The organism is Massilia cellulosiltytica, from assembly GCF_047325105.1.
GTDB lineage: Bacteria > Pseudomonadota > Gammaproteobacteria > Burkholderiales > Burkholderiaceae_D > Telluria > Telluria orientalis.
Map to the genome: position 1 here is coordinate 6,485,244 of NZ_CP168562.1, position 21,367 is coordinate 6,506,610.

Here is a 21,367-nt window from a genome sequence, read left to right on the forward strand (position 1 = left end):
CACGCCAATAAAATCAATGACTTAGCGGCTGGCACGGATCATGCAAATACGACACTGTCCACAACCCGTGTCCACATCATGATCCGCGATACCTCACAACAAGACGCCGTCATTGCCCCGCCCCCGGGCCACAAGCTGAAGCGCCGCGCGCTCTGGGTCGGCAGCGCCGTCCTCGTGGCCGCCCTGTGCGCCGGCCTCGTGTCGACATGGCGCGGCAGCGAGGCGTCCGTCAGCGCGTCGCGCCTGCGCATCGCCGAGGTCACGCGCGGCACGCTCGTGCGCGACGCCTCCGTCAACGGCCGCGTCGTCGCCGCCGTCAGCCCGACCCTGTATGCCAAGGCCCCCGCCACCGTCAACCTGAAGGTCGCGGCCGGCGACACCGTCAAGAAGGGGCAGGTGCTGGCCGTGCTCGAATCGCCCGACCTGGCGGACGTGCTGAAACGCGAGACGTCCGCCTACGAAGGCCTGAAGGCCGAGGTGGCACGCCAGCAGATCCTGTCGCGCAAGCAGAAGCTGCTGGCGCAGAAGGAGGCCGACACCGCCGAGATCGACCGCCTGTCCGCCCAGCGCACCCTGGAGCGCTACGACAGCGTGGGCCAGTTCGGCGTCATCGCCAAGATCGATTACCAGAAGGCGAAGGACGCGCTGGAGTCCGCACAGATCCGCGCGAAGCACGCGACGCAGGCGGCGAGCCTGGAAAGCGAGGATGTCGCGCTCGCGATCAAGACGAAGCTGAACGACCTGGAACGCGCGCGCCTGTCGATGGAAGAAGCGCAGCGCCGCGTCGACGAGCTGACCGTGCGCGCGCCCGTCGACGGCTTCATCGGCACCCTGAACGTGCAGGACCGCATGGTCGTCGCCGCGAACGCGCCGCTGATGACGCTCGTCGACCTGTCGAAGCTCGAGGTCGAGATCGAAGTGCCGGAGACGTATGCGGCCGACCTGGGCCTGGGCATGAACGCCGAGGTCACGCTGCCCTCGGGCACCGCGACGGGCAAGCTGTCAGCGCTGTCGCCGGAAGTCGTCAAGAGCATGGTGCTGGCGCGCGTGCGCTTCGACGGCGAACAGCCGAAGGGCCTGCGCCAGAGCCAGCGCGTGACGGCGCGCCTGCTCATCGAGGAACGCCCGAACGTGCTGATGGTGGCGCGCGGCCCGTTCGTCGAGAGCGAGGGCGGACGCTATGCCTACGTCGTGCGCGACGGGATCGCCACGCGCACGCCGATCCGCATGGGCGCCACCAGCATGTCGGCCGTCGAAATCGTGTCGGGCCTGAAGCTGGGCGACAAGGTCGTCGTCGCCGGCACCGACGCATTCAATAACGCGAACCGCATCTCGATCAACCAGTAACCAACCAAAGGATCCGCCATGCTGCGCATGACCAATCTCTCCAAGGTATACCGCACCCACATGATCGAGACGCACGCGCTGCGCGGCTTCGAGATCGAAGTCCGCGAAGGCGAGTTCGTCACCGTGACCGGTCCGTCCGGCTCGGGCAAGACGAGCTTCCTCAACATCGCCGGCCTGCTCGAGGAATTCACGTCCGGCGAATACATCCTCGACGGCGTCAACGTGAAGGGGCTGGACGACAACGCCCGCTCGCGCCTGCGCAACGAAAAGCTGGGCTTCATCTTCCAGGGTTTCAACCTGATCCCCGACCTGAACCTGTACGACAACGTCGACGTCCCGCTGCGCTACCGCGGCTTCAACGCGGCCGAGCGCAAGAAGCGCATCGAGGACGCCCTGGCGAAAGTCGGCCTGGCATCGCGCATGAAGCATTATCCGGCCGAGCTGTCCGGCGGCCAGCAGCAGCGCGTGGCCATCGCGCGCGCGCTCGCGGGCTCGCCGAAACTGCTGCTGGCGGACGAACCGACCGGCAACCTCGATACGCAGATGGCGCGCGGCGTGATGGAACTGCTGGAAGAAATCAACGCGACCGGCACGACGATCCTGATGGTCACGCACGATCCGGAACTGGCGGTGCGCACCACGCGCAACGTGCACATCATCGACGGCCAGGTGTCCGACCTCGTGCGCCGCGGCCCGACCCTCGTCGACACGAAATCCGCCACGGTTACCGCATAAGGAGCGCACCATGTTCGGCTATTACTTCAGGCTCGGCGTGCGCAGCCTGCGCCGCAACCCCGCCCTCACCGCGCTGATGGTGCTGACGCTGGCCGTCGGCGTGGCAGCGAGCGTGTCCACGCTGACGATCCTGCACATGATGTCGAGCGACCCGATCCCGCAGAAGAGCACCCGGCTGTTCGTGCCGCTGATCGACCCGGGCCCGGTGAAAGGCTATACGCCGGGCGAACGGCCGGAGGACATCCAGATCACCTACCAGGACGCGATGAACATGCTCAAGAGCGGCCAGGGCGTGCGCCGCACGGCGCTGTACGGCGTCGAAGCGTCGGTCGAGCCGCCGCGGCGCGAGATCGCCCCGTTCAACATGGGCGGCCTGGCGCCAACGCGCGACTTTTTCGCCATGTTCGACGTGCCGTTCGACTATGGTCAGCCGTGGACCGAGGCGGACGAGGCGCGCGCTGCCGACGTCGTGGTGCTGAGCCGCGCGATGGCGGACAAGCTGTTCGGCGACGTCAACCCGGTCGGCCAGCGCCTGAACCTGATGGGCTTTCCGTTCACCGTCGTCGGCGTTGCCGCCAAGTGGAAGATGCTGCCGCGCGTCTACCTCCTCCAAGGCGGATCGCCCTACGTCACGGGCGAGGAGTTCTTCATTCCGCTACCGACCGCCATCCGCCACGAAACCCAGCACCGCGGCGGCATGAGTTGCTCCTCGAACGTCGGGCCGGGCTTCGCCGCGCGCCTCGCGTCCGACTGCACGTGGATCACCGCGTGGTTCGAAACCGCGTCGTCCGGCGACCGCGGCGACCTGCAATCCTGGCTCGACAGCTACGCGGCCGAACAGCGCAAGCTGGGCCGCCTGACGCGCAACGCGCCGAACCAGCTGTTCGATGCCCTGGGCTGGATGGAGTACACGCACGTCGTCGGCAAGGACAGCCAGTTGCAGACCTGGCTGTCCTTCGGCTTCCTCGCGCTGTGCCTCGTGAACACCATCGGCCTGTTGCTGGCCAAGTTTTCCGTGCGCGCCACCGAGATCGGCGTGCGGCGCGCATTGGGCGCCTCACGCACCGAGATCTTCCGCCAGTTCCTGATCGAGACCGCCGTCGTGGGACTCGTCGGCGGCGTGCTCGGCCTGCTCCTCGCGTTCGGCGCGCTGGCCCTGATCCGCATGTCGAGCGATTCGATGGCTGCCGTCGCCCACATGGATTGGGAAATGCTGGGACTGACCTTCGTGATCTCGGTCGGCGCCGCCATCCTCGCCGGCCTGCTGCCGACCTGGCGCGCGTGCCAGGTCACGCCGGCGATCCAGCTCAAATCGCAATAACGGCCCAAGGAGAACGCCATGGAATTCCGTCCCATCCTGTCCGCGCTGCTGCGCAACAAGACCGGCCCCCTGCTGGTCGCGCTGCAGGTCGCACTCAGCCTGGCGATCCTCGCCAACGCCGTGCACATCGTGAACGAGCGGCGCGCCGTCATGTCGCGTCCGTCCGGCCTCGCCGACGAGCACGCGGTGTTCCACATCGCCGTGCGCACGCTCAGCAACGCCACGCCGGAGCAGCAGCTGGCCGACATCAGACGCCAGACCGAGGTCCTGCGCGCCGTCCCCGGCGTGGTCGCCGCGGCCCAGGTCAGCCAGGTGCCGATGTCGCGCAGCGGCAGCAACACCAGCATCGTGCTCGACCCGCGCCAGGAGCGGTCCAGTACCGACATATCGACCTATGTGTCCGGCGATTCGCTCATCAAGACGTTCGGCCTCACGCTCGTCGAGGGCCGCGATTTCCAGCCGCAGGAACTCGTCGACGTGAACGAGCGCACGGAGGACGTGTATCCGCCGGGCGTCATCATCACGAAGCCGACGGCCGACAAGCTGTGGCCGGGCACGAGCGCGATCGGCAAGACGATCTACTTCGGCGTCGGCGCCGACGCGCATCCGGCGCGCATCATCGGCGTGGTCGAGAACCTGATCAGCGCGCACGCCGAGACCAGGGAACGCGGCATGCATTCCGTGCTGATCCCCCAGCGCCAGTACGGCGGCGGCCGCGGCACGCTGTATGCCGTGCGCACGGAGCAGGGCCAGCGCGACCGCGTGATGAAGGAGGCGGAGGCGGCGCTGCGCAAGTCGTCGGCCACGCCGATGATCATGGAGCTCGGGACCACCGACGACGACCGCAAGAACCGCTACCGCGGCGACGCCGCGCTGCAGTGGATGCTGATCACCGTGAGCGCGCTGCTCGTGCTGATCACCTGTTCCGGCATCGTCGGCATGGCCAGCCTGTGGGTCACGCAGCGCCGCAAGCAGATCGGCGTGCGGCGCGCGCTGGGCGCGAAGAAGACCGACATCCTGCGCTACTTCATCACGGAGAACTTCATGATCACGAGCGCCGGCGTGTTCGGCGGCGTGGCGCTGGGCCTCGCGCTGAACCAGCTCCTCGTCAGCAAGCTGGAGATGGCGCGCCTGCCGGCCGGCTATCTCGTGTTCGGCGCCCTCGGCTTCTGGCTGCTGGGCGTGGCGGCGGCCTACGGTCCGGCGTGGCGCGCGGCCAGCATTTCGCCGGCCACCGCGACGCGCAGCGTGTGACCCGGCAGTGATATGCTAGCGGGCATGCCTACCGTATTGATCATCGATGACAACGCCGCCGTCGGCATCGCGCTCGACGTCCTGTTTTCGCTGCACGACATCGCCTCGCTGCGCGCCGCCTCGCCCGAGGAAGGTCTCGCCCTCCTCGCGCGCGAACAAGTCGATCTCGTCATCCAGGACATGAACTTCACGGCCGACACCACCTCGGGCGAGGAAGGGGTGGCACTGTTCCGCGAGATACGCAAGCTGTATCCGGACCTGCCGGTGATCCTGCTGACGGCGTGGACGCACCTGGACGCGGCCGTCGACCTGATCAAGGCCGGCGCCGCCGATTACCTGTCGAAGCCGTGGAACGACGACCGCCTGCTCGCGACGGTGACGAACCTCATCGAACTGGGACAGGCCAACCGCGCGCTGGGCCAGCGCCTGCAGCGCGAACGCCGCGCGCGGCGCGAACTGGAACAGCAGTTCGACCTGCGCGGCCTCGTGTGGGCCGACCCGGCCACGGAGCGCGTGCTGAGCCTCGCCTGCCAAGTGGCGCGCGCCGACGTGCCGGTCCTGATCACGGGGCCGAACGGCACGGGCAAGGAACGCATCGCCGAAATCATCCAGGCGAATTCGATGGTCCGCGACGGCCCGTTCGTGGTGCTGAACTGCGGCGCGCTGCCGTCGGAACTGATCGAGGCGGAGCTGTTCGGCGCCGACGCTGGCGCGTACACGGGCGCGTCGAAGGCGCGCGAAGGCAAGTTCGAGGCGGCCGACGGCGGCACCTTGTTCCTCGACGAGATCGGCAACCTGCCGCTGGCCGGGCAGATGAAACTCCTGCGCGTGCTGGAGACCGGGCGCTTCGAGCGCCTCGGCTCCAACCGCGAGCGCCAGGTGAAGGTGCGCGTGATCAGCGCGACGAACGCGGACCTCGCGGCGATGATCCGCGCCGGCACCTTCCGCGAAGATTTGTATTACCGCCTGAACGTGATCGAACTGAAGCTGCCGGCGCTGGCCGCGCGTCCCGGCGACATTCTGCCGCTGGCGCACGGCTTCCTCCCGCGCGGCAAGACCCTGCATCCGGGTGCGGAAGCCGCCCTGCTCGCGCACAACTGGCCGGGCAATGTGCGCGAACTGAAGAACGTGATGGCGCGCGCGAACCTGCTGGCCCAGGGCGACGTGATCAAGCCGCCCGACCTCGGCCTGCCGCTACCGGCCCATGCCGCGCTGGACGCGGAACCGGACCGCGAGGCGATCACGCAGGCGCTCGCGCGCGCGGGCGGCGTGATCGCGCAGGCGGCCGCGGAACTGGGCTTGTCGCGCCAGGCCCTGTATCGTCGCATGGAGCGGCTCGGCATCGCCCGCGCCGCATGAAATTCCGGCTGTCGCTCGTCACGCGCTGGTCGGCCCTCGTCGGCACGCTGCTGGCGGTGGGGATCATCATCGCGCTGGCGCTCGACCATCTGCTGCCGGGCCGTCCGCTCGCCGTGCTGGGCATCTGCCTGCTGTGCGTCGTGCCGATTTCCATCATCACCCTGCGCTCGCAGGTGCAGCCGATCCTGTCGCTGTTCCGTGCGCTGGAGGGCACGGTCACCAGCTACCGCGACGGCGATTTTTCGTTCAGCCTGCACTGGCCGCAGAACGACGAACTGTCGGACCTCATCGCCGCCCACAACGCGCTGGGCGAAGTGCTGCGCGAGCAGAGACTGGACCTCGTGCAGCGCGAACTGCTGCTCGACACGATGGTGCAGAACACGCCCGTCGCCATGCTGCTCGTGACGGAGCCGCCGGGCGCCGCCGGCCGTGTCATCGTCTACGCGAACGTGGCGGCGCGCCAGCTGCTGTTCGAGGGCCATAAGCTGGAAGGCCACGCGTTGCACGACGTGCTGCAAAAGACGCCGGCCCTCGTGGAAGCGCTGGCGCGCGGCGGCGACGGCCTGTTCACGGCCGGCGACGGCGAAGAGGAAGAGGTCTACCACCTCGCCCGCCGCAACTTCAGCCTGAACGGCCGGCGCCACGAACTGCTGCTGCTGCGCCAGCTGACGGCCGAACTGCGGCGCCAGGAAGTGCAGACGTGGAAAAAAGTCATCCGCGTCATCAGCCACGAATTGAACAATTCGCTGGCCCCGCTCGCATCGCTCGCCCACTCCGGCACGGAGCTCGTGCGGCGCGGCCAGACGGAGCGCCTGCCGCAGATCCTGCAGACCATCGGCGAACGCACGCGCCACCTGGAGAGCTTCATCCTCGGCTACGCGCGCTTCGCCAAGCTGCCGGCGCCGCGCCTGGAGACGATCGCGTGGGCCGATTTCGTGGCCGGCCTCGCGGGCCAGGTGGCGTTCCGCCTCGGCGGCGAACTGCCGGAATCTCCGGCACACATCGACCGCGCGCAGATGGAGCAGGCGCTCCTCAACCTGCTGAAGAACGCGCACGAATCCGGCTCGCGCCCGGAAGATGTCGAGCTGCACGTACGGCGCGTGCAGGACGTGGTCCGCATCGACGTATTCGACCGCGGCACCGGGATGAACGACGCCGTGCTGACGAACGCCCTCGTCCCGTTCTACTCGACGAAGCGCAGCGGCACGGGTCTCGGGCTGGCGCTGGCGCGCGAAATCGCCGAAGCCCACGGCGGCCGCATCACCCTCGGCAACCGCGAGGGCGGCGGCCTGGCCGTCACCCTGATCCTGCCCGCCTGAACTCGACACTTCGGATTCAGACCCCGGTTTTAGGCAATTGCTCAGATTCGGGGTCAGGTCCCTTTTTTCCGACGCCATTCCGCCGGTTGAACGCCGTTCCGCGTACTTACCCGCACAATAGGCGAGGTTGAGCGCAACGACCATTTATAATGTGCTCTGACCCCGAATTTGCCGCGAAAGCGCACGATCGTGCGATACTCCCGGTTTCGTCGACGTTGGAGTACGCGAGGAATGATCCGACTACCTTTGTTTTGCATGACCGCGCTGGCGCTGTTGGCCGGCTGCGTCCAGTCTCCTGCCACCCGTACGGCCTCTGCGCCCGCGCAGCCGCAGCAACCGCCGCAGCAGCAGGTGCCGGGCCAGCATTGCGCGCCGCCCGCCTATCCGCAGGAAGCGCTGCAGGCGCGCATGAGCGGCGTGTCGATGATGGCCTTCCTGGTCGGCAGCGACGGCACCGTGCGCGAATCGCGCCTGCTCAAGTCGAGCGGTTACGCGATCCTCGACCACGCCGCGGAAGCCGCGCTCCGGCTGTGCCGCTTCAAGCCCACGCTGAAGAACGGCCATACGGTCGCGGCGTGGCAGCCCGTCCAGTACGCGTGGTCGCTGCCGTAATGACCAACGCCAGGGATCCCCGCTTCGCCCGGCCCGGCCACCCGCCGGCCACGATCACCGAATTCGAAGGCGTGCGCTCGCTGCACCTCGGCACCTCGTGGGTGCAGGGCGCGATGCGGCTGGCGCGGCCCGACGCGATCGAGCTGGAATACGTCCAGATGATGATGATGTGGATGCTGTTCCTGCCGAATCCGCGCCGCATCGTGCAGCTGGGCCTCGGCAGCGCCGCGCTGACCAAGTTCTCCCACCTGCGCTTTCCGCAGGCGCGCGTGACGGCCGTCGAGCTGAATCCGAACGTCATCGCCATCTGCCGCGAACACTTCGGCCTGCCGTCCGACGACGACCGCCTGGACGTGCGCGAGATGGATGCGCTGGACTTCGTGATGGACGAGGCCAATCACGGCACCGTGGACGTGCTGCAGGTCGACCTGTACGACGAGGAAGCGCGCGGCCCCGTGCTCGATACGCCCGAGTTCTACGCCGCGTGCGCCGCCTGCCTGAAGAGCGGGGGCGTCATGACCGCCAACGTGTTCGGCGATTTTTCCAACTACGACAAGAACCTCGATGCGATGCGCGACGCGTTCGACGCCGTCGTCTGGCTGCCCGAGGTCCACGACGCCAACATCGTCGTCGTCGCGTTCAAGGACGCGCCGCAGATCGACTTCGCCGTGCTGTACGAACGCGCGGCCGACATCAAGCGCCGCTACAACCTGCCGGCCAAGAGCTGGGTCAACGGGTTGAAGGAGTGGATGCGCGACCACGCCGGCTGATCGTGCGCCGGCCCCAGCCCCGCTCGGGCTAGCATGGGGCATGGCCACCGACATCTCGCTCCTGCGCACCGCGCGCCTGCAACTGGTCGTCCCGGCAGCCCGCCACGCGGGGGCATTCGCGGCCCTGCATGCGGACCCGTACACGATGCGCTACATCGGCCAGGGCCGCCCGCTCGACCGGACCGACGCCTGGCTGCACCTCGCCATGCTGATCGGGCACTGGCAGATGCGCGGCTACGGCGCGTGGATGCTCGAAGATCCCGCCGACGGCAGCTTCGTCGGCCGCGTCGGCCTGTTCCATCCGGCCGGGTGGGACGAAGCGGAACTGGGCTGGATGATCGTGCCCGCGCTGCGCGGCCGCGGTCTCGCCACGGAAGCGGCGCGGGCCGTGCGCGACGTCGCGTTCGGCACGCTGGGCATGACGTCGTTGATCAGCCTGATCAAGCCCGGCAACGAAGCGTCGCGCCGCGTCGCATTGAAAGCCGGGGCCAACGCCGCCGAGACCGTCAGCTTCCCGGACGGTCCCCTGCAGACCTACCGCTACCGCAAATAGTTCCGTCATGCGCGGCGCATACGACTGAGCCAGCGCAACTCAACCAAAAGTGTAATGGGCATTGTCATGAGACGTCATCGACGATTCTGATGAGGCTCAAGCATGAACGTGTTAATGGTTGGCGCCGGCAATGCCGGCTGCGCGCTCGGGGCCCTGCTGGCGCTGGATGGTCACCGTGTCGCCCTGCTCAAGACGTCGCGCGCGCTGCATGACGAGAACTTCGACGCGGTCGCCGCAACGCGCACGATCACGGTGCACGGCAAGGCCGGCGACGGCGCACCGCGCACGGCCGCGCTGGCGCTCGCCACGCGCGATCCGGACGAAGCCTTCGGCATCGCGCCCGACGCCGTCGTCGTCACCACGCAGACGCAGTGCCATCCGCACGTCGCCGCGCTGATCGGCCCCCGGCTCGACGGCCGCCCGCTCGTGCTGCTGACGCCCGGCTACCTGGGGTCGTTCCACTTCCTGCCCTGGCAGTCCCGCGCCGGGTTCCTGCTGGCGGAAGGCGAAAGCCTGCCGTACGACGCACGCCTCGTCGCGCCGGGCACCGTCGACATCCTGTTCCGCAACGTGCGCAACGCGCTGGCCTTCGTGCCGCGGGCCCGCGCGGCCGAGGGCCTGGCCCGCGCGGCCCGTTTGTTCCCGACGTATGTCGCGACCCGCACCAACGTGGTCGAATCCGCGCTGCACAATCCGAACCTCGTCGTGCACACGATCGGCACGCTGCTCTCGGCCAGCCGCATCGAATACGCGGAAGGCGAATTCTGGATGTACCGCGAAGCGTTCACGCCCTCGGTCCTGCGCCTGCTGGCGCGGCTCGACGCGGAAAAGAACGCCGTCATCGCGGCCACGGGTGGCCAGCCGTCGCCGTATTTCGACGAGTGCCGCTTCCGCAACGCCGACGACCTGGACGAACCCGCGCTGGCCGTGTTCCGCCGCTACGCGCGGGAAGGGGGCCCGAAAGGACCGGCCAGCATGGAGACGCGCTTCATCACGGAAGACGTGCCGATGGGCCTCGCCCTGCTGTCCTCGATCGGCCGCCTGATGGACGTGCCGACACCGGTGGCGGATGCGCTGATCGTGATCGCCGAAGGCCTGCTCGACCGCGATTTCCGCAGCGAACCCGAGGCGCGCACCCTGGCGAGCCTCGGGCTGGGCGATGCGTCGGCGGCCGACTTCCGCCGCCTGCTCGATGCTTGAGCGCGCCGCCCTGTACGGCTGGCTGGCGCACCGCTACTACGCGTGGCGCCCGTATCTTCCGGCCCGCCTGCTGTACCACCCGGACTATTTCCGCCTGCGCGCGCTGCTCGCCGGCGACGCCGCGGCCATCGATGCGCTCGCGCGGCGCCGCCTGCGCCGCATCCTCGTGCACGCGCTCGCGCACGTGCCGCACTACCGCCGCACCGTGCGGCTCGGCGTCGCCGAGGCGGCGCACGAACCGCTCGCCGAGGTGCTGGCCGCCTTTCCCTGGCTGACCAAGGACGAGGTGATGGCGCGGCAGCGCGACTTCCTCGACAGCCGCCTCGACCCGCGCCGGCTGCTGTACGCGACGAGCGGCGGCTCGTCCGGCCAGGGCATCGGCATGTGGCGCAACAAGCGCCTGGCCGACATCGAAAAAGCCTTCTTCGCGCACGAGTGGGGGCGCTTCGGCTTCTCGTTCGACAAATCGCGCATCCTGCGCATCGGCGCCGACGCACGCCGCCTCGCGCACGAGCCGCCGGTGCGTGTGGCGGGCAACCGCCTGATGCTGTCGCCCTACCACGTCGGCGCCGCGCACCGCGCCGCCATCCTCGCGGCCATCAACCGCTTCCGCCCGGACTACGTGCACGCGTATCCCAGCTCCGCGGCCGCGCTGGCCGAACTGCTCGATCCCGGCGACCTCGATGTCCGCGTGCGCGCCGTGCTGCTGGCGTCCGAGCCCGTCACGCCCGCGCAACTGGCGGCGCTGCGCCGGCTATTCGATTGTCCCGTCTCGCTCAACTACGGCCTGTCGGAACGCACGAACCTGGCCTTCGCCACATGCACCGGGCTTGCGGGCGCGGACTATCGCTTCCAGCCCCTGTACGGCTGGTCGGAAAACCGCTGGGACGGCGAGCGCGCGGAAATCGTCGGCACCTCGCTGTGGAACGACGTGATGCCGCTGATCCGCTACCGCACGGGCGACTACGGCGTGATCGAGGCGGGCGGCCGCTGCGCCGCCATCGACGGGCGCGCGCAGGAATTCCTGGTCGACCGCGCGGGCAACCGCATCCCCGGCCTCTCCATCGTCATCGACGAAGTCACGTGGGACGTCGTGCGCCTGTACCAGGTGCGCCAGCGGCGTCCCGGCGAGATCGTCCTCGCGGTGGTGGGACGCCACGGCCCGCTCGACGCCGCCCAGCGCGCCTTCCTGCTCGACGCCCAGCGGCGCCGCTGGGGCGACCGGTTCGACATCACCTTGCAGGAAGAAAGCGACATCCCGCTGGCACCGAACGGCAAGCGCAAGCTGGTGGTCAGCGCGCCGGGTGCGTGAGCGGCAGGGCTGGCGCGGGCATCGCCTCGCGCCACCAGTCGGCGCCCTCCTGCGGCTGCGCGAGCGCGAGGCGCTCGCCCATCATCGGCGTCGCCAGCTTCACGCCGGCCGCGCGCGCAAGATCGGCGATGCGCTCGAACGGCTCGTACCACGGATGCAGCGCCAGGTCGAACGTGCCGTTGTGGACCGGGACCAGCCAGCGCCCGCGCAGGTCCAGGTGCGCCTGCAGCGTCTCCTCGGGCAGCATGTGCACCTCGGGCCACATCGCGTTGTAGGCGCCGTTTTCGACGAACGTCACGTCGAACGGGCCGAAACGCTCGCCGATGGTCTTGAAGTCGTCGTGGTAACCCGTGTCCCCGCTGAAGAACAGCTTCAGTCCCGCCGCTTCGATCACCCACGACACCCACAACGTGCGGTCGCCGTCGCTCAAGCTCCGGCCGGAAAAATGCCGCGACGGCGCCGCCGTCAGGCGCAGGCCCTCGACATCGGTCGACTGCCACCAGTCGAGCTGGCGCACCTTCGCCGGATCGACGCCCCAGCGGACGATGCGGTCGCCCACGCCGAGCGGCGCGATGAACTGGTCGGCCTTGGGAATCAGGCGCTTGATGCTGTCGTAATCCAGATGGTCGTAATGGTCGTGCGACAGGATCACGCCGGCCAGCCGCGGCAGCGCCTCGATGCCGATCGGCGGCGCGTGAAAACGCTTCGGACCGGCCCATTGCACCGGCGCCGCGCGCTCGGAAAACACGGGATCCGTGAGCCAGTAGCGGCCGGCGAGCTTGAACAGCATCGTCGAATGGCCCAGGCGCCACAGGCTCGCGTCGGGCGCGGATTCGATGTCGGCCCTTGTCACCGGCTGCACGGGCAGCGGCTGGTCGGGCACCGCCGTCTTCGGCTTCGTCGTCGACACTTTCCAGAACAGCGCCAGCATCTCCATGATGCCCTGGCGGCGGCGCGGGACGACGTTGCGGAAACGGCCGTCCGGGTGACGTGGGGCGTTGGTGGATTCAGGCATGGCGGAGATGGATCGAAAGACGATGAACGATCATCGCACGTTCGGGAAATTCATGCCGGCTCACCTCCGTTCGCGCCACCACAGCGAGAGCATGGCCAGCGCGAACACGACGCCGAACGGCCACACGGGCATCGGCCGCGTGCCCGGTGCGACCGGCGCCGGCGTGCGCGCCGCATACTGCGCAGTCGCCGCACGGCGTTCGCTGCGTTGCCACAATGGCCAGTCGCCCGGCGCATACACGTACACCTGGCCGTCGTTCGTGCCCGTCTGCAGATGCAACCAGCCGCTGGCCGCCGGCCACACGGCCACGCAGGCGGCGTCCACGTGTTCCGGGCGGCGCTGCCAGGCGAGCGTCTGTTTCAACTCAGCGATGGTCGCGGTGCCGCTCACGCCGCGCGCGCAGACTGCCAGGCGCCGGTGCGGCAGCGGCATCTCCTCCGGATCGAGCCACGCGACGTCCGCGCGGCGCTGCACGCGCAGGCGGTCGAGAACGTCCTGCCACCACAGCGCCAGCTGGCGCGGTTGCGCGATCGCATGACGGTGCCAGTCGCCCACGCCCAGCCAGGCGATGCGGCCGTCTTTCCAGTCGCGCGTCCACAGGCCGTCCTTGCCGATCCACTCGCCGGCGCGGTCGCCGTTCGGATTCAGGCCGGCGGACGCCATCGGCAGCACCGTGCCGATGGTCTTGTTGGCCGGCTGCGGCGCCAGCGGCAATTGCACGCTGCGCGCCCACGTACTCGCATCGCGCGCATTCGCGCCCAGCACGAGCAGCCGCGTACCGCCGGCCACGCGCGCGAGCAGCGCATCGCCGGAGGCGGCGCCGGCCCGTTCGAACCAGGCCGCGTCGACGATCTCCAGCTCGGGCTTGTCCATTTCCGCGCGCGCCGTCTCCGCACGTTCCAGTCCTTTGCCCAGTTCGACCTGCCAGTCGATGACCGCGCCGCTGGCCGCGAGCAGGTCGTCCAGCACGCGCAGGTCGAACGACGGCGCGCCGAACCGGCCGCGCACCTGCAGCGGCGCGGGATCCGTCACCGTGAACGGCACGGGGCCTTCATCGACGACCTTGCCCGCGGCGTCGAGCAGGCGCGCCTTCAGCACGAGCCGTTCCGCGACGGGCGGCAGCCATTGCACGGCGAGGTCGGTGTCGCCTTTCGCTTCGGCCAGTACTTGCCCGTTTTCCGCCAGCAGTTGCAGCCGGCCGGGCGCGGACCACGAACGGTGCACCCTCAGCGTAAACACGCGGCCCAGCGCGATCGTGCGCGGGAAGTCGAGATCGATCGCCGGGGTGTCGGGCTTGTTCCAGTCGAGCGGACGGGCCGGCAGGTCGTCCCACTCGGCCGCACGCAGACCGTCGCCGGCCAGGCGCAAGGTGCGCACGCCAGCCAGGGTGCGCGGCGGGTCGGCCGCATCGACCATCAGCGTGGCTCCCGCCTCCCCCGGCAACGAAAATTCTCCGACCGTGCCGGCCAGCGCGACGCCCGCGACCAGTGCCAGCACGGCATCGATCCAGTGCCGGCGCGCGGCATACGCCAGCGCGGCCAGCACGCCAATGACGACAGCGGCCATGGCAATCATCGCCCGCCTCCTTGCAGCGCTTTCGCGAACGGCGTCTCGACGACGGGCCGCGCCTGCAGCAGCACGGGCGCGTCAAGCACGCCGCCGCGCAGCCACGCGGCCAGTTGCGCACGCGCGGCCGGCTTGCCGTCGGCCACGTCCTGAATCGCCCGCTGCGCCGCGAGCCGCTGCTCGTCGTCCGTGATGCGCTCGCGCACCCAGTCATGCGCCGTGCGGGTCCACAACGCGGGCAGAAGACCGTCGCCGCCGAGCGCCTGCACGAGGTCGCGCAGGTTGGCCGGCACGATCTCCGCGGCGTCAGCCTGCGCCCGCTTGTAGCTGGCCGCGCCGGCCATGTCGCCGCTCATGCGCTTGTCCTCCTTGATCGCCGGCGGGGCGAACGCCGTCTTGTGCAGATAGATGCGTTCCGCCTGCTGCAGCGCCTTGATCGCGTCCAGCGCCTTGAACTCGGGCGGCAGCGCGGTCTTCGGCGTGATGGCGCGCAGCGCCTTTTCCGCGTCCCACATCGCGGACAGCGCGCGCCGCAGCAGTTTTTTCGTCGCGTCGTCGAACAGGGTCGCGTTCTCGACCGAATCGTGCGCGTGGCCGAATTCGTGCAGCACGTCGAGCTTTGCGCCCGGCTTTTCATCATGGTCGTCATCCTTGCCGAACAACGTCGATTCCTCGCCGAGGAACTGGCCGTAGCGGCGGCGCAGCGCGGCCTGGTCGGCGGCGATGCTTTCGCTGCGTTCGCGCACGTCGTCCTCGCGCATCTTCTTCGACCGCATGTCCGCCACCAGCTGCTCCGTGTCGATGATGACCTGGCGCTGGCTGCGCAGGCTTTCCGGCTTGACGAGCGTGGGCAGCGCCGTCGTCTCTTCATCCTGTTCAGACAGAGGCGCGGGCAGGCGCAGCGTGACCGTGGGCGATTGCACCGTGTGCGGCCGCGCCGCGTTGTCGCTGGCACGCACGAAGAAGTACAACTCGTCGCCGGGCTCCATGCCGAGGTCCGTGAGCAGCCAATCGTGGCTCCAGCTGCGCCGGCGCGGGTCGGTCGATGCGGGCAGCGGCAGTTCGCGGTCGCTGAAGCGGATGTTCTCGCCGCTGCCGCGCGCCAGCGTGAGGTGCAGCGTGGCCTGCTGGACGCGGTAGTCGTCGGTGACGGTCACCGCGATGGCCGCGTTCTTCGCATCGCGCGGCAGGTCCTTCGTCATCTCGTTGGGCTGCGTGATCGCGATCTCGGGCGGCTGGTCCGGGATCACCTTCAGCGTGTAGCGCGTGCCGCGCCAGCGCCAGAAGATGGACTCCGTCGCCGTCCAGCGCGCGCACGCCGGTCCCGCGTGCAGGGTCTGGCCGTCGCTCAGTTCGATGGTTTCATCCGCCTTATGTGGGTCGTCGAGGCACCATTCGACCCCGGTCTGCTCGGGCACCTGCGCATCCTTCGGTGTGGACGACGATGGCGCCACGCCCGTGTACGACGGCGGCGCCAGTTTCACGACCAGTCCCGCATGCGTCGTGGGCGCGGTTGCCGGCCGTCCGGCCGCATGCGCGGCAGTGTGCGGACCGGCCGCGTGCGGCAGCAAGGCCGAACCCCACGCCAGCCCCGCGAGCGCGAGATTCGCGAGCAGCCACGTCCCGCCGAACGGCACGTGCGCGGCCACGATGGCGCGCACGCGGCGCGGCGGCAGCGCGGCAGCGATGCGTTTCAGCAGGCGCTCGCGCTGCAGGCGCGCGACCGGCGTCTCCGGTTCCTCCGCCAGCAGCGCGGCGCTGTCTTCCATCTCGGGCACGGCGCCGTCGACCCAGTGCGTCCAGCCATGCGCCACGCGGCGTTGCAGGTGCAGGCCGTCCCACGCGCAGAACGCGGACCACGCCAGCAGGCCGGGACCGGAGCGCAGCAGCAGCCAGGGCAGCGCGCCGACGAACCACAAGCCGGCCCGGCGCAGCAATGCGGTGCGCCACAAGCGGCGTGCGAGATCAACGGCGCCGGACATGGGTCACGATCCTTTCGAGTGCGAACAGGGCGACGAGCGCGAGGCCCAGCCAATGGCGCAGCGCACCGGAGGCCGGTCCGGCCGGCGCGGCGGCGTCCGGTGCGAGTGCCTGTGCGGGCGCCGTGTAGGGTCGTACGCCGAAGTACCGGCGCTGCCACGCGGCGAACAGGGCGCGGGCACCGTCGGCGTCGTGCGGCGGCTCGGCGCGCCACAGCGGTGCGCGCAGGCCGGCCGGCGGCGCGTCGGGCCGGTCCCACACGACGAGTTCCGTACGCGGGCCGGGCGCCGCATCCACGACGATATGCCACGGTCCCTCGGCCGCCGCGAACAGCCGGCGCCAGTCGTCGACGCGGTCGCTGAAGACGGCGACGTGACGCTCGGCCGGTGCGGCAGGCGCCGCCACCGTGCGCAACTCGACGGCGTGACGGAAGCGCGGCAGCACGGCCGGCATGACGGCATCGCCGACGACGACCAGGCGCGCACCCGGTTCGAATTCGCGCTCGTGCGCGTGCAGCCACGTCACGGCGTCGCGATCGGGCAAGGTAATGCGCTGGCCAGCCTCTTTGGCGACGACCGCCGGCGGCGTCCCCGGCACGACCAGCACCGTGTCCCCGCGCCACGCCAGCACGAGGTCGGCCAGCAGCGCGATCAGGACCACCAGCAGCAGGCAGCGCAGCACCAGCAGGATCACGTCGCGCCAGCGCCACACGCGCTGCTGCTTCGGCTCCGCCGCCGGCAGGAAGCGTGCCGAGGCAAGCAAGGCCGTCTTCGTCTGCTCGCGCTTCTGACGGTGCCACAGGATGGGCAGCAGCACGACCGGCAGCGCCCACCACCACAAGCTCATCCCGTTCATGCGCCCCCCGCCCTCCGTAACCATGCACGCAGGACTTCACCGGGCGCCTGCTCGATGCGCGCCTGGACCAGCGGCACGTCGTTCTTGCGGCACGCGCGCACGACCTCGTCGAAGTGTGCGGCACGGTTGCGGACGTACGCTTCCTTCACGTCACGGCCGAAGCGGTAGACGGCGCCGCCGTGCTCGGGGTCGCGGTAAGCCGGCGTCGCGTCGAACGCGGCATCCGCCTCGGCCTGCGTGTGCAGGCACAGGGCGCGCACGTCGTGGCGCATGCGGCGCAACCGGAGCAGCGCATCGGACAGCGGCGACGGCCAGTCGAGGAAGTCGCTGGCCACGCACACGACGCCGGGCGCGCGGCTGAAATGCAGGCTGGCGCGCAGGGTGTCGGCGCCGGGCAGCATGCCGCCCGCGTCGGCGCCGTTCAGGCGCGCCAGCACGCGCTGCAGCTGGCGCGGCCCGCGCGCCGCCGGCGTGAAATCGGCACGCTCGCCGCGGCACACGACGAGGCCGAACGCATCGCCCTGGCGCTGCGCGATGGCGGCCACGCAGGCGAGCAGCACGCGCGCATACTGCAGTTTCGTGAGCCCTTCGATACTGCGGCTGGGTTCCGCCATCGACGCGGTCGCATCCAGCACGAGCCAGACGGCGACGTGGCTGTCGCGCTCCGCCTCGCGCACGTAGTACCGATCGGCGCGCGCCAGCAGCTTCCAGTCGACGCGGCGCCACTCGTCGCCCGGCGCATAGGCCCGGTATTCCGAGAACTCGACACCCGCACCCCGCTCGCGCCCGGCGTGGATGCCGTGGCCGAGCCCCGCCAGCACGTGGCGCACCACGAGGTCGAGGTTGGTCGTGTGCGCGATCAGCGACGATGGAGACAACACGTCTTACTCGGTCCGGATCCCGGCGTGCAGCGCGGCGAGGATGTCCGCGATGGCGACGCCGTCCGCCTCGGCCTCGAAGTTGCGCAGCACGCGGTGCGCCAGCACCGGCAGCAGCATCGCTTTGATGTCGTCGCGCGTGACGGCGAGACGGCCATGCATCAGCGCGCGCGCCTTCGATGCCAGCACGAGGGCCTGGCCGGCGCGCGGACCGGCGCCCCAGCCGATGTGCTTGCGGATCGCGTCCACCGGCGAATCGGCCGGGCGCGTGGCGCGCACGAGGCGCGTCGCGTAGCGCAGCATCGCATCCGAGATCTCGATGTCGCGCACGAGCAGTTGCAGGCGCAGCAGCGTCTCCAGGTCCATCGCGGGATCGGCGTCGCGCAGGCCGGCGTGCGTCGTCGCGCCGACCATCATCATCTCTTCATCCTCGGTCGGGTAGCCGACGTCGATGCGCAGCAGGAAGCGGTCGAGCTGCGCTTCCGGCAGCGGATACGTGCCGGCCTGCTCGATCGGATTCTGTGTCGCGAGCACGAAGAACGGCTTCGGCAGCTTGTGCGTTTGCCCGGCGAACGTGACGGATCGTTCCTGCATCGCTTCGAGCAGCGCGGATTGCGTCTTCGGCGGCGCGCGGTTGATCTCGTCGGCGAGCAGCACCTGCGTGAACACGGGCCCCGGCTGGAAGCGGAACACGCGCTGGCGCGTGGTCTGGTCTTCTTCCAGGATCTCGGTGCCGACGATATCGGACGGCATCAGGTCGGGCGTGAACTGCACGCGCCGGAACTGCATGTCGGTCGCCTGCGCCAGCGATTTCACGAGCAGCGTCTTGCCGAGGCCCGGCACGCCCTCGACGAGCGCATGGCCGCCACCCAGCAGGCACGTCACCAGCAGGTCGATCACGTCGCGCTGGCCGATGATCACGCGGCCCATGCTCGCCTTGAGCGCGTCCACCTTCGCCGTCAGGTCGGCGATCTCGTTCTCGGTCCACGCAGATGCTTCTGCCACAGCTATGCTCCTAAAGCGTATTGAATGATGTTGACGGCGAACCGCGTGTTGTCGACCGCGAGCCAGCGCTTGTTGCGGAAGTCGTAGTCCCACTCGCAGCCGTAGTCCTTGTTCGAGTACAGCACGCCGATGCGGCCACCCACCTCGATGGCGCGCAGGTATTCGTGCACGAGATCGTCGCCCCAGCCGTTCAGCTCCACCGCCGTGTTGGGCGGACCGTCGAAGTGGAAGAAGCTGGAATACAGGCGGTGATTATTCGGGATCTTGTGCAGCGCCTTCGGGCCGAAGATGCGCGCCATCTCGGCCTCGAACGATTTGGCGAACAGGCCGTCGATGTCGTGGTTGCAGTCGTCCACGAACACGAAGCCGCCGCCCTTCACGTAGCGCTCGAAGTTGCGCCGCTCGGCGGGGGTGAACTGGACGAGCTTGTGCCCGGCCAGGTAGCAGAACGGCGCTTCGAGCATCTTCGGATCCGCCAGGGCGACGATGCGCTCGGCGGTATCCACCCTGAGCGTCGTGTACTCGACGAGCGAGTTCAGGACGTTGCTGGGCATGCGTTGGTCCACGTCCCAGTCGCCCGACTCGTACGTCAACCGCGTGAAGTAGAAGTCGTACGTCGCCATTCTCTTCAGCCGATCTTGCGGCCCGTGTTGATCACGTTGATGCCGTTGAAGCGCGTGGTCGACGTGCCGTGCGAGACGGCGCTGACCTGGCTCGGCTGGCCCTTGCCGTCGAAGAAGGAGCCGCTCATGCGCCAGTCGCGTTCATCGCAGATCGCCGTGCACGCATTCCAGAAGTCCTGCGTGTTCGACTGGTACGCCACATCTTCCAGCATCTGGCCGATCTTGCCGTCCTTGATCTCGAAGTACAACTGGCCGCCGAACTGGAAGTTGTAGCGCTGCTGGTCGATCGAGTAGGAGCCGCGGCCGAGGATGTAGATGCCCTTCTTGACGTCCTTGACCATCTCGTCCGGGGTCATCTTCAGCTTGCCCGGAACGAGCGACACGTTCGGCATGCGCTGGAACTGCACCTTGCTCCAGCTGTCCGCGTACGAGCAGCCGTGCGATTCCTTTTCGCCGATGATGTGCGCCTGGTCGCGCGTGGCCTGGTAGTTGACGAGGATGCCGTCCCTGATGATGTCCCAGCGCTTCGCGGGCACGCCCTCGTCGTCGTAGGCGACGGCGCCCAGCGAACCCGGCGCCGTCTTGTCGCCCGTGAAGTTGACGATCTTCGAACCGAAATTGAATTTGCGCGACTCCCACTTGTCCAGCGTGCAGAAGCTCGTGCCGGCGTAATTGGCTTCGTAGCCCAGCACACGGTCAAGCTCCGTCGGGTGGCCGACGGATTCGTGGATCGTCAGGAACAGGTTTTCCGGCGCCAGCACGAGGTCGTACTTGCCCGGGTCGACGGTCCGCGCGGTCAGCTTCTCGCGCGCCTGGCGGCCCGCGTTCTTCGCTTCCTCGACGATGTCGTAGCCGCCGTTGTACAGCGTGGCCACGCCGCCGGCCGCGCGCACCTTGTGCTCCGGCTTCACGTCGAACCATTCATAGCCCATGCCGACCGGCGGCGCCAGGCCCGCGCGCGAACGGAATCTGCCGGTCGCCTTGTCGACCGCGGTCGCGTTGATCGGGGCCCACAGGCGGTGGATGTCCTGGTCGATGTACGAGCCGTCGGTCGATGCAAAATACTTCTGCTGGTTCACCTGGAACAAATTCGCCGTCATGAAGCTGGCGCCCGCGGCGAGGCCCGCCTTGTTCGCGGCGATCAACATATCGGCCTTGTCCTTGACGGGGACGGTGCGCCAGTCCTTCCTGATCGGCGTGGCCCACGCGACTTCGCCCACACCTTTCACGGGCGCGAGCTGCACGGGTTCCGTCTGCAGCTTCGCGTTGGCCTTCGCGATGGCCACGGCCTGGCGCGCGGCGCCGGCGACGGCGTCCGGGGTCAGGGAATTCGTGGCGGCGAAGCCGTAGGCGCCGGCGGCGATCACGCGCACGCCGATGCCGGTCGATTCGGTATTCGTCACGCTCTCGACGTTCAGGTCGCGCGTCGTGATGTACTGGTTCAGGTAGCGGCCGATGCGCACGTCGCAGTACGACGCGCCCGCTTTTTTCGCGACGTCCATCGCGGTGTCGGCCAGCGACTTCTTGAAGCTCAACGCGAGGGGATTGAGCAGTTCCTCGGCGGCGATCGCGTTGCCCAACACGGGGACCAGCATGGCGCCGGCCGTGCCGGCACCGATTTTGAGGAAGGTACGGCGTTCCATGAATTCTCCATTACCGCAAA

At 69.0% G+C, this 21,367-nt stretch carries 19 protein-coding genes; 11 read left to right on the top strand and 8 right to left on the bottom strand.

All coding sequences use genetic code 11. From position 1 onward, the window contains the following. Window positions 1–78 precede the first annotated feature (78 nt). The 11 genes from ACEN9H_RS28505 (at window position 79) to ACEN9H_RS28555 (ending at window position 11,782) form a co-directional block, all read left to right on the top strand. The gene (locus ACEN9H_RS28505) at window positions 79–1,347 is read left to right on the top strand and encodes an efflux RND transporter periplasmic adaptor subunit (RefSeq protein WP_413672918.1); all 1,269 of its coding nucleotides are present in this window, start codon (window positions 79–81) and stop codon (window positions 1,345–1,347) included. Window positions 1,348–1,365: 18 nt separating this feature from the next. After that, window positions 1,366–2,082 carry an ABC transporter ATP-binding protein gene (locus ACEN9H_RS28510; RefSeq protein ID WP_413672919.1) on the top strand — a complete coding sequence of 239 codons (717 nt, stop codon included), beginning with the start codon at window positions 1,366–1,368 and terminating at the stop codon, window positions 2,080–2,082. A 10-nt stretch (window positions 2,083–2,092) separates the two neighbouring features. Continuing rightward, the gene (locus tag ACEN9H_RS28515; RefSeq protein WP_413672920.1) at window positions 2,093–3,403 is read left to right on the top strand and encodes an ABC transporter permease; all 1,311 of its coding nucleotides are present in this window, start codon (window positions 2,093–2,095) and stop codon (window positions 3,401–3,403) included. Window positions 3,404–3,421: 18 nt separating this feature from the next. Further along, window positions 3,422–4,657, top strand: coding sequence for an ABC transporter permease (locus ACEN9H_RS28520; RefSeq protein ID WP_056329156.1), 1,236 nt, complete (start codon window positions 3,422–3,424; stop codon window positions 4,655–4,657). A gap of 24 nt (window positions 4,658–4,681) precedes the next feature. Next, window positions 4,682–6,016: a sigma-54-dependent transcriptional regulator gene (locus ACEN9H_RS28525; protein WP_413672921.1), complete on the top strand. Its 1,335-nt coding sequence runs from the start codon at window positions 4,682–4,684 to the stop codon at window positions 6,014–6,016. Continuing rightward, the gene (locus tag ACEN9H_RS28530; RefSeq protein ID WP_413672922.1) at window positions 6,013–7,335 is read left to right on the top strand and encodes a sensor histidine kinase; all 1,323 of its coding nucleotides are present in this window, start codon (window positions 6,013–6,015) and stop codon (window positions 7,333–7,335) included. The genes ACEN9H_RS28525 and ACEN9H_RS28530 overlap by 4 nt, the downstream gene beginning before the upstream one ends. 231 nt (window positions 7,336–7,566) lie before the next feature. Then, entirely contained in the window at window positions 7,567–7,947 is a 381-nt protein-coding gene (locus ACEN9H_RS28535) for an energy transducer TonB (RefSeq protein ID WP_082579137.1), read from the top strand. Further along, the gene (locus ACEN9H_RS28540) at window positions 7,947–8,717 is read left to right on the top strand and encodes a spermidine synthase (protein WP_056128562.1); all 771 of its coding nucleotides are present in this window, start codon (window positions 7,947–7,949) and stop codon (window positions 8,715–8,717) included. The genes ACEN9H_RS28535 and ACEN9H_RS28540 overlap by 1 nt, the downstream gene beginning before the upstream one ends. Window positions 8,718–8,757: 40 nt before the next feature. Continuing rightward, on the top strand, window positions 8,758–9,270 hold the full coding sequence (locus tag ACEN9H_RS28545; RefSeq protein WP_413672923.1) for a GNAT family N-acetyltransferase: 513 nt from the start codon (window positions 8,758–8,760) through the stop codon (window positions 9,268–9,270). Between the two features lie 102 nt (window positions 9,271–9,372). Next, window positions 9,373–10,470, top strand: a complete 1,098-nt coding sequence (locus ACEN9H_RS28550) for an NAD/NADP octopine/nopaline dehydrogenase family protein (RefSeq protein WP_413672924.1) — start codon at window positions 9,373–9,375, stop codon at window positions 10,468–10,470. After that, a complete protein-coding gene (locus ACEN9H_RS28555; protein ID WP_413672925.1) occupies window positions 10,463–11,782 on the top strand; it encodes a hypothetical protein in 1,320 nt (439 codons plus the stop codon). The genes ACEN9H_RS28550 and ACEN9H_RS28555 overlap by 8 nt, the downstream gene beginning before the upstream one ends. On the opposite strand, the gene ACEN9H_RS28560 is transcribed toward ACEN9H_RS28555, so the two are convergent. From ACEN9H_RS28560 to ACEN9H_RS28595, 8 genes are read right to left on the bottom strand one after another with little or no spacing between them, the layout of a single operon-like run. Further along, entirely contained in the window at window positions 11,763–12,797 is a 1,035-nt protein-coding gene (locus tag ACEN9H_RS28560; protein ID WP_413672926.1) for an MBL fold metallo-hydrolase, read from the bottom strand. The genes ACEN9H_RS28555 and ACEN9H_RS28560 overlap by 20 nt on opposite strands. 60 nt (window positions 12,798–12,857) lie before the next feature. Next, on the bottom strand, window positions 12,858–14,372 hold the full coding sequence (locus ACEN9H_RS28565; protein ID WP_413672927.1) for a hypothetical protein: 1,515 nt from the start codon (window positions 14,370–14,372) through the stop codon (window positions 12,858–12,860). Further along, complete coding sequence (locus tag ACEN9H_RS28570; protein ID WP_413672928.1) at window positions 14,369–16,345, bottom strand: DUF4175 family protein; 1,977 nt, start codon at window positions 16,343–16,345, stop codon at window positions 14,369–14,371. Before ACEN9H_RS28570 ends, ACEN9H_RS28565 begins: the two co-directional genes overlap by 4 nt. Beyond that, the gene (locus ACEN9H_RS28575; RefSeq protein WP_413672929.1) at window positions 16,329–17,198 is read right to left on the bottom strand and encodes a BatA domain-containing protein; all 870 of its coding nucleotides are present in this window, start codon (window positions 17,196–17,198) and stop codon (window positions 16,329–16,331) included. The genes ACEN9H_RS28570 and ACEN9H_RS28575 overlap by 17 nt, the downstream gene beginning before the upstream one ends. Next, window positions 17,195–18,079, bottom strand: a complete 885-nt coding sequence (locus ACEN9H_RS28580; protein ID WP_413672930.1) for a DUF58 domain-containing protein — start codon at window positions 18,077–18,079, stop codon at window positions 17,195–17,197. The genes ACEN9H_RS28575 and ACEN9H_RS28580 overlap by 4 nt, the downstream gene beginning before the upstream one ends. A 3-nt stretch (window positions 18,080–18,082) precedes the next feature. Further along, on the bottom strand, window positions 18,083–19,081 hold the full coding sequence (locus tag ACEN9H_RS28585) for an AAA family ATPase (RefSeq protein WP_413672931.1): 999 nt from the start codon (window positions 19,079–19,081) through the stop codon (window positions 18,083–18,085). 2 nt (window positions 19,082–19,083) lie between these two features. Further along, a complete protein-coding gene (locus ACEN9H_RS28590; protein ID WP_036240140.1) occupies window positions 19,084–19,704 on the bottom strand; it encodes a DUF4159 domain-containing protein in 621 nt (206 codons plus the stop codon). 5 nt (window positions 19,705–19,709) lie between these two features. Then, entirely contained in the window at window positions 19,710–21,347 is a 1,638-nt protein-coding gene (locus ACEN9H_RS28595) for a TldD/PmbA family protein (protein ID WP_413672932.1), read from the bottom strand. Between the last annotated feature and the right edge of the window lie 20 nt (window positions 21,348–21,367).

Coding starts and splice junctions, on each gene's coding strand:
- ACEN9H_RS28505 (WP_413672918.1), top strand. CDS start 79: ATGATCCGCGATACCTCACAACAAGACGCCGTCATTGCCCCGCCCCCG.
- ACEN9H_RS28510 (WP_413672919.1), top strand. CDS start 1,366: ATGCTGCGCATGACCAATCTCTCCAAGGTATACCGCACCCACATGATC.
- ACEN9H_RS28515 (WP_413672920.1), top strand. CDS start 2,093: ATGTTCGGCTATTACTTCAGGCTCGGCGTGCGCAGCCTGCGCCGCAAC.
- ACEN9H_RS28520 (WP_056329156.1), top strand. CDS start 3,422: ATGGAATTCCGTCCCATCCTGTCCGCGCTGCTGCGCAACAAGACCGGC.
- ACEN9H_RS28525 (WP_413672921.1), top strand. CDS start 4,682: ATGCCTACCGTATTGATCATCGATGACAACGCCGCCGTCGGCATCGCG.
- ACEN9H_RS28530 (WP_413672922.1), top strand. CDS start 6,013: ATGAAATTCCGGCTGTCGCTCGTCACGCGCTGGTCGGCCCTCGTCGGC.
- ACEN9H_RS28535 (WP_082579137.1), top strand. CDS start 7,567: ATGATCCGACTACCTTTGTTTTGCATGACCGCGCTGGCGCTGTTGGCC.
- ACEN9H_RS28540 (WP_056128562.1), top strand. CDS start 7,947: ATGACCAACGCCAGGGATCCCCGCTTCGCCCGGCCCGGCCACCCGCCG.
- ACEN9H_RS28545 (WP_413672923.1), top strand. CDS start 8,758: ATGGCCACCGACATCTCGCTCCTGCGCACCGCGCGCCTGCAACTGGTC.
- ACEN9H_RS28550 (WP_413672924.1), top strand. CDS start 9,373: ATGAACGTGTTAATGGTTGGCGCCGGCAATGCCGGCTGCGCGCTCGGG.
- ACEN9H_RS28555 (WP_413672925.1), top strand. CDS start 10,463: ATGCTTGAGCGCGCCGCCCTGTACGGCTGGCTGGCGCACCGCTACTAC.
- ACEN9H_RS28560 (WP_413672926.1), bottom strand. CDS start 12,797: ATGCCTGAATCCACCAACGCCCCACGTCACCCGGACGGCCGTTTCCGC.
- ACEN9H_RS28565 (WP_413672927.1), bottom strand. CDS start 14,372: ATGATTGCCATGGCCGCTGTCGTCATTGGCGTGCTGGCCGCGCTGGCG.
- ACEN9H_RS28570 (WP_413672928.1), bottom strand. CDS start 16,345: ATGTCCGGCGCCGTTGATCTCGCACGCCGCTTGTGGCGCACCGCATTG.
- ACEN9H_RS28575 (WP_413672929.1), bottom strand. CDS start 17,198: ATGAACGGGATGAGCTTGTGGTGGTGGGCGCTGCCGGTCGTGCTGCTG.
- ACEN9H_RS28590 (WP_036240140.1), bottom strand. CDS start 19,704: ATGGCGACGTACGACTTCTACTTCACGCGGTTGACGTACGAGTCGGGC.
- ACEN9H_RS28595 (WP_413672932.1), bottom strand. CDS start 21,347: ATGGAACGCCGTACCTTCCTCAAAATCGGTGCCGGCACGGCCGGCGCC.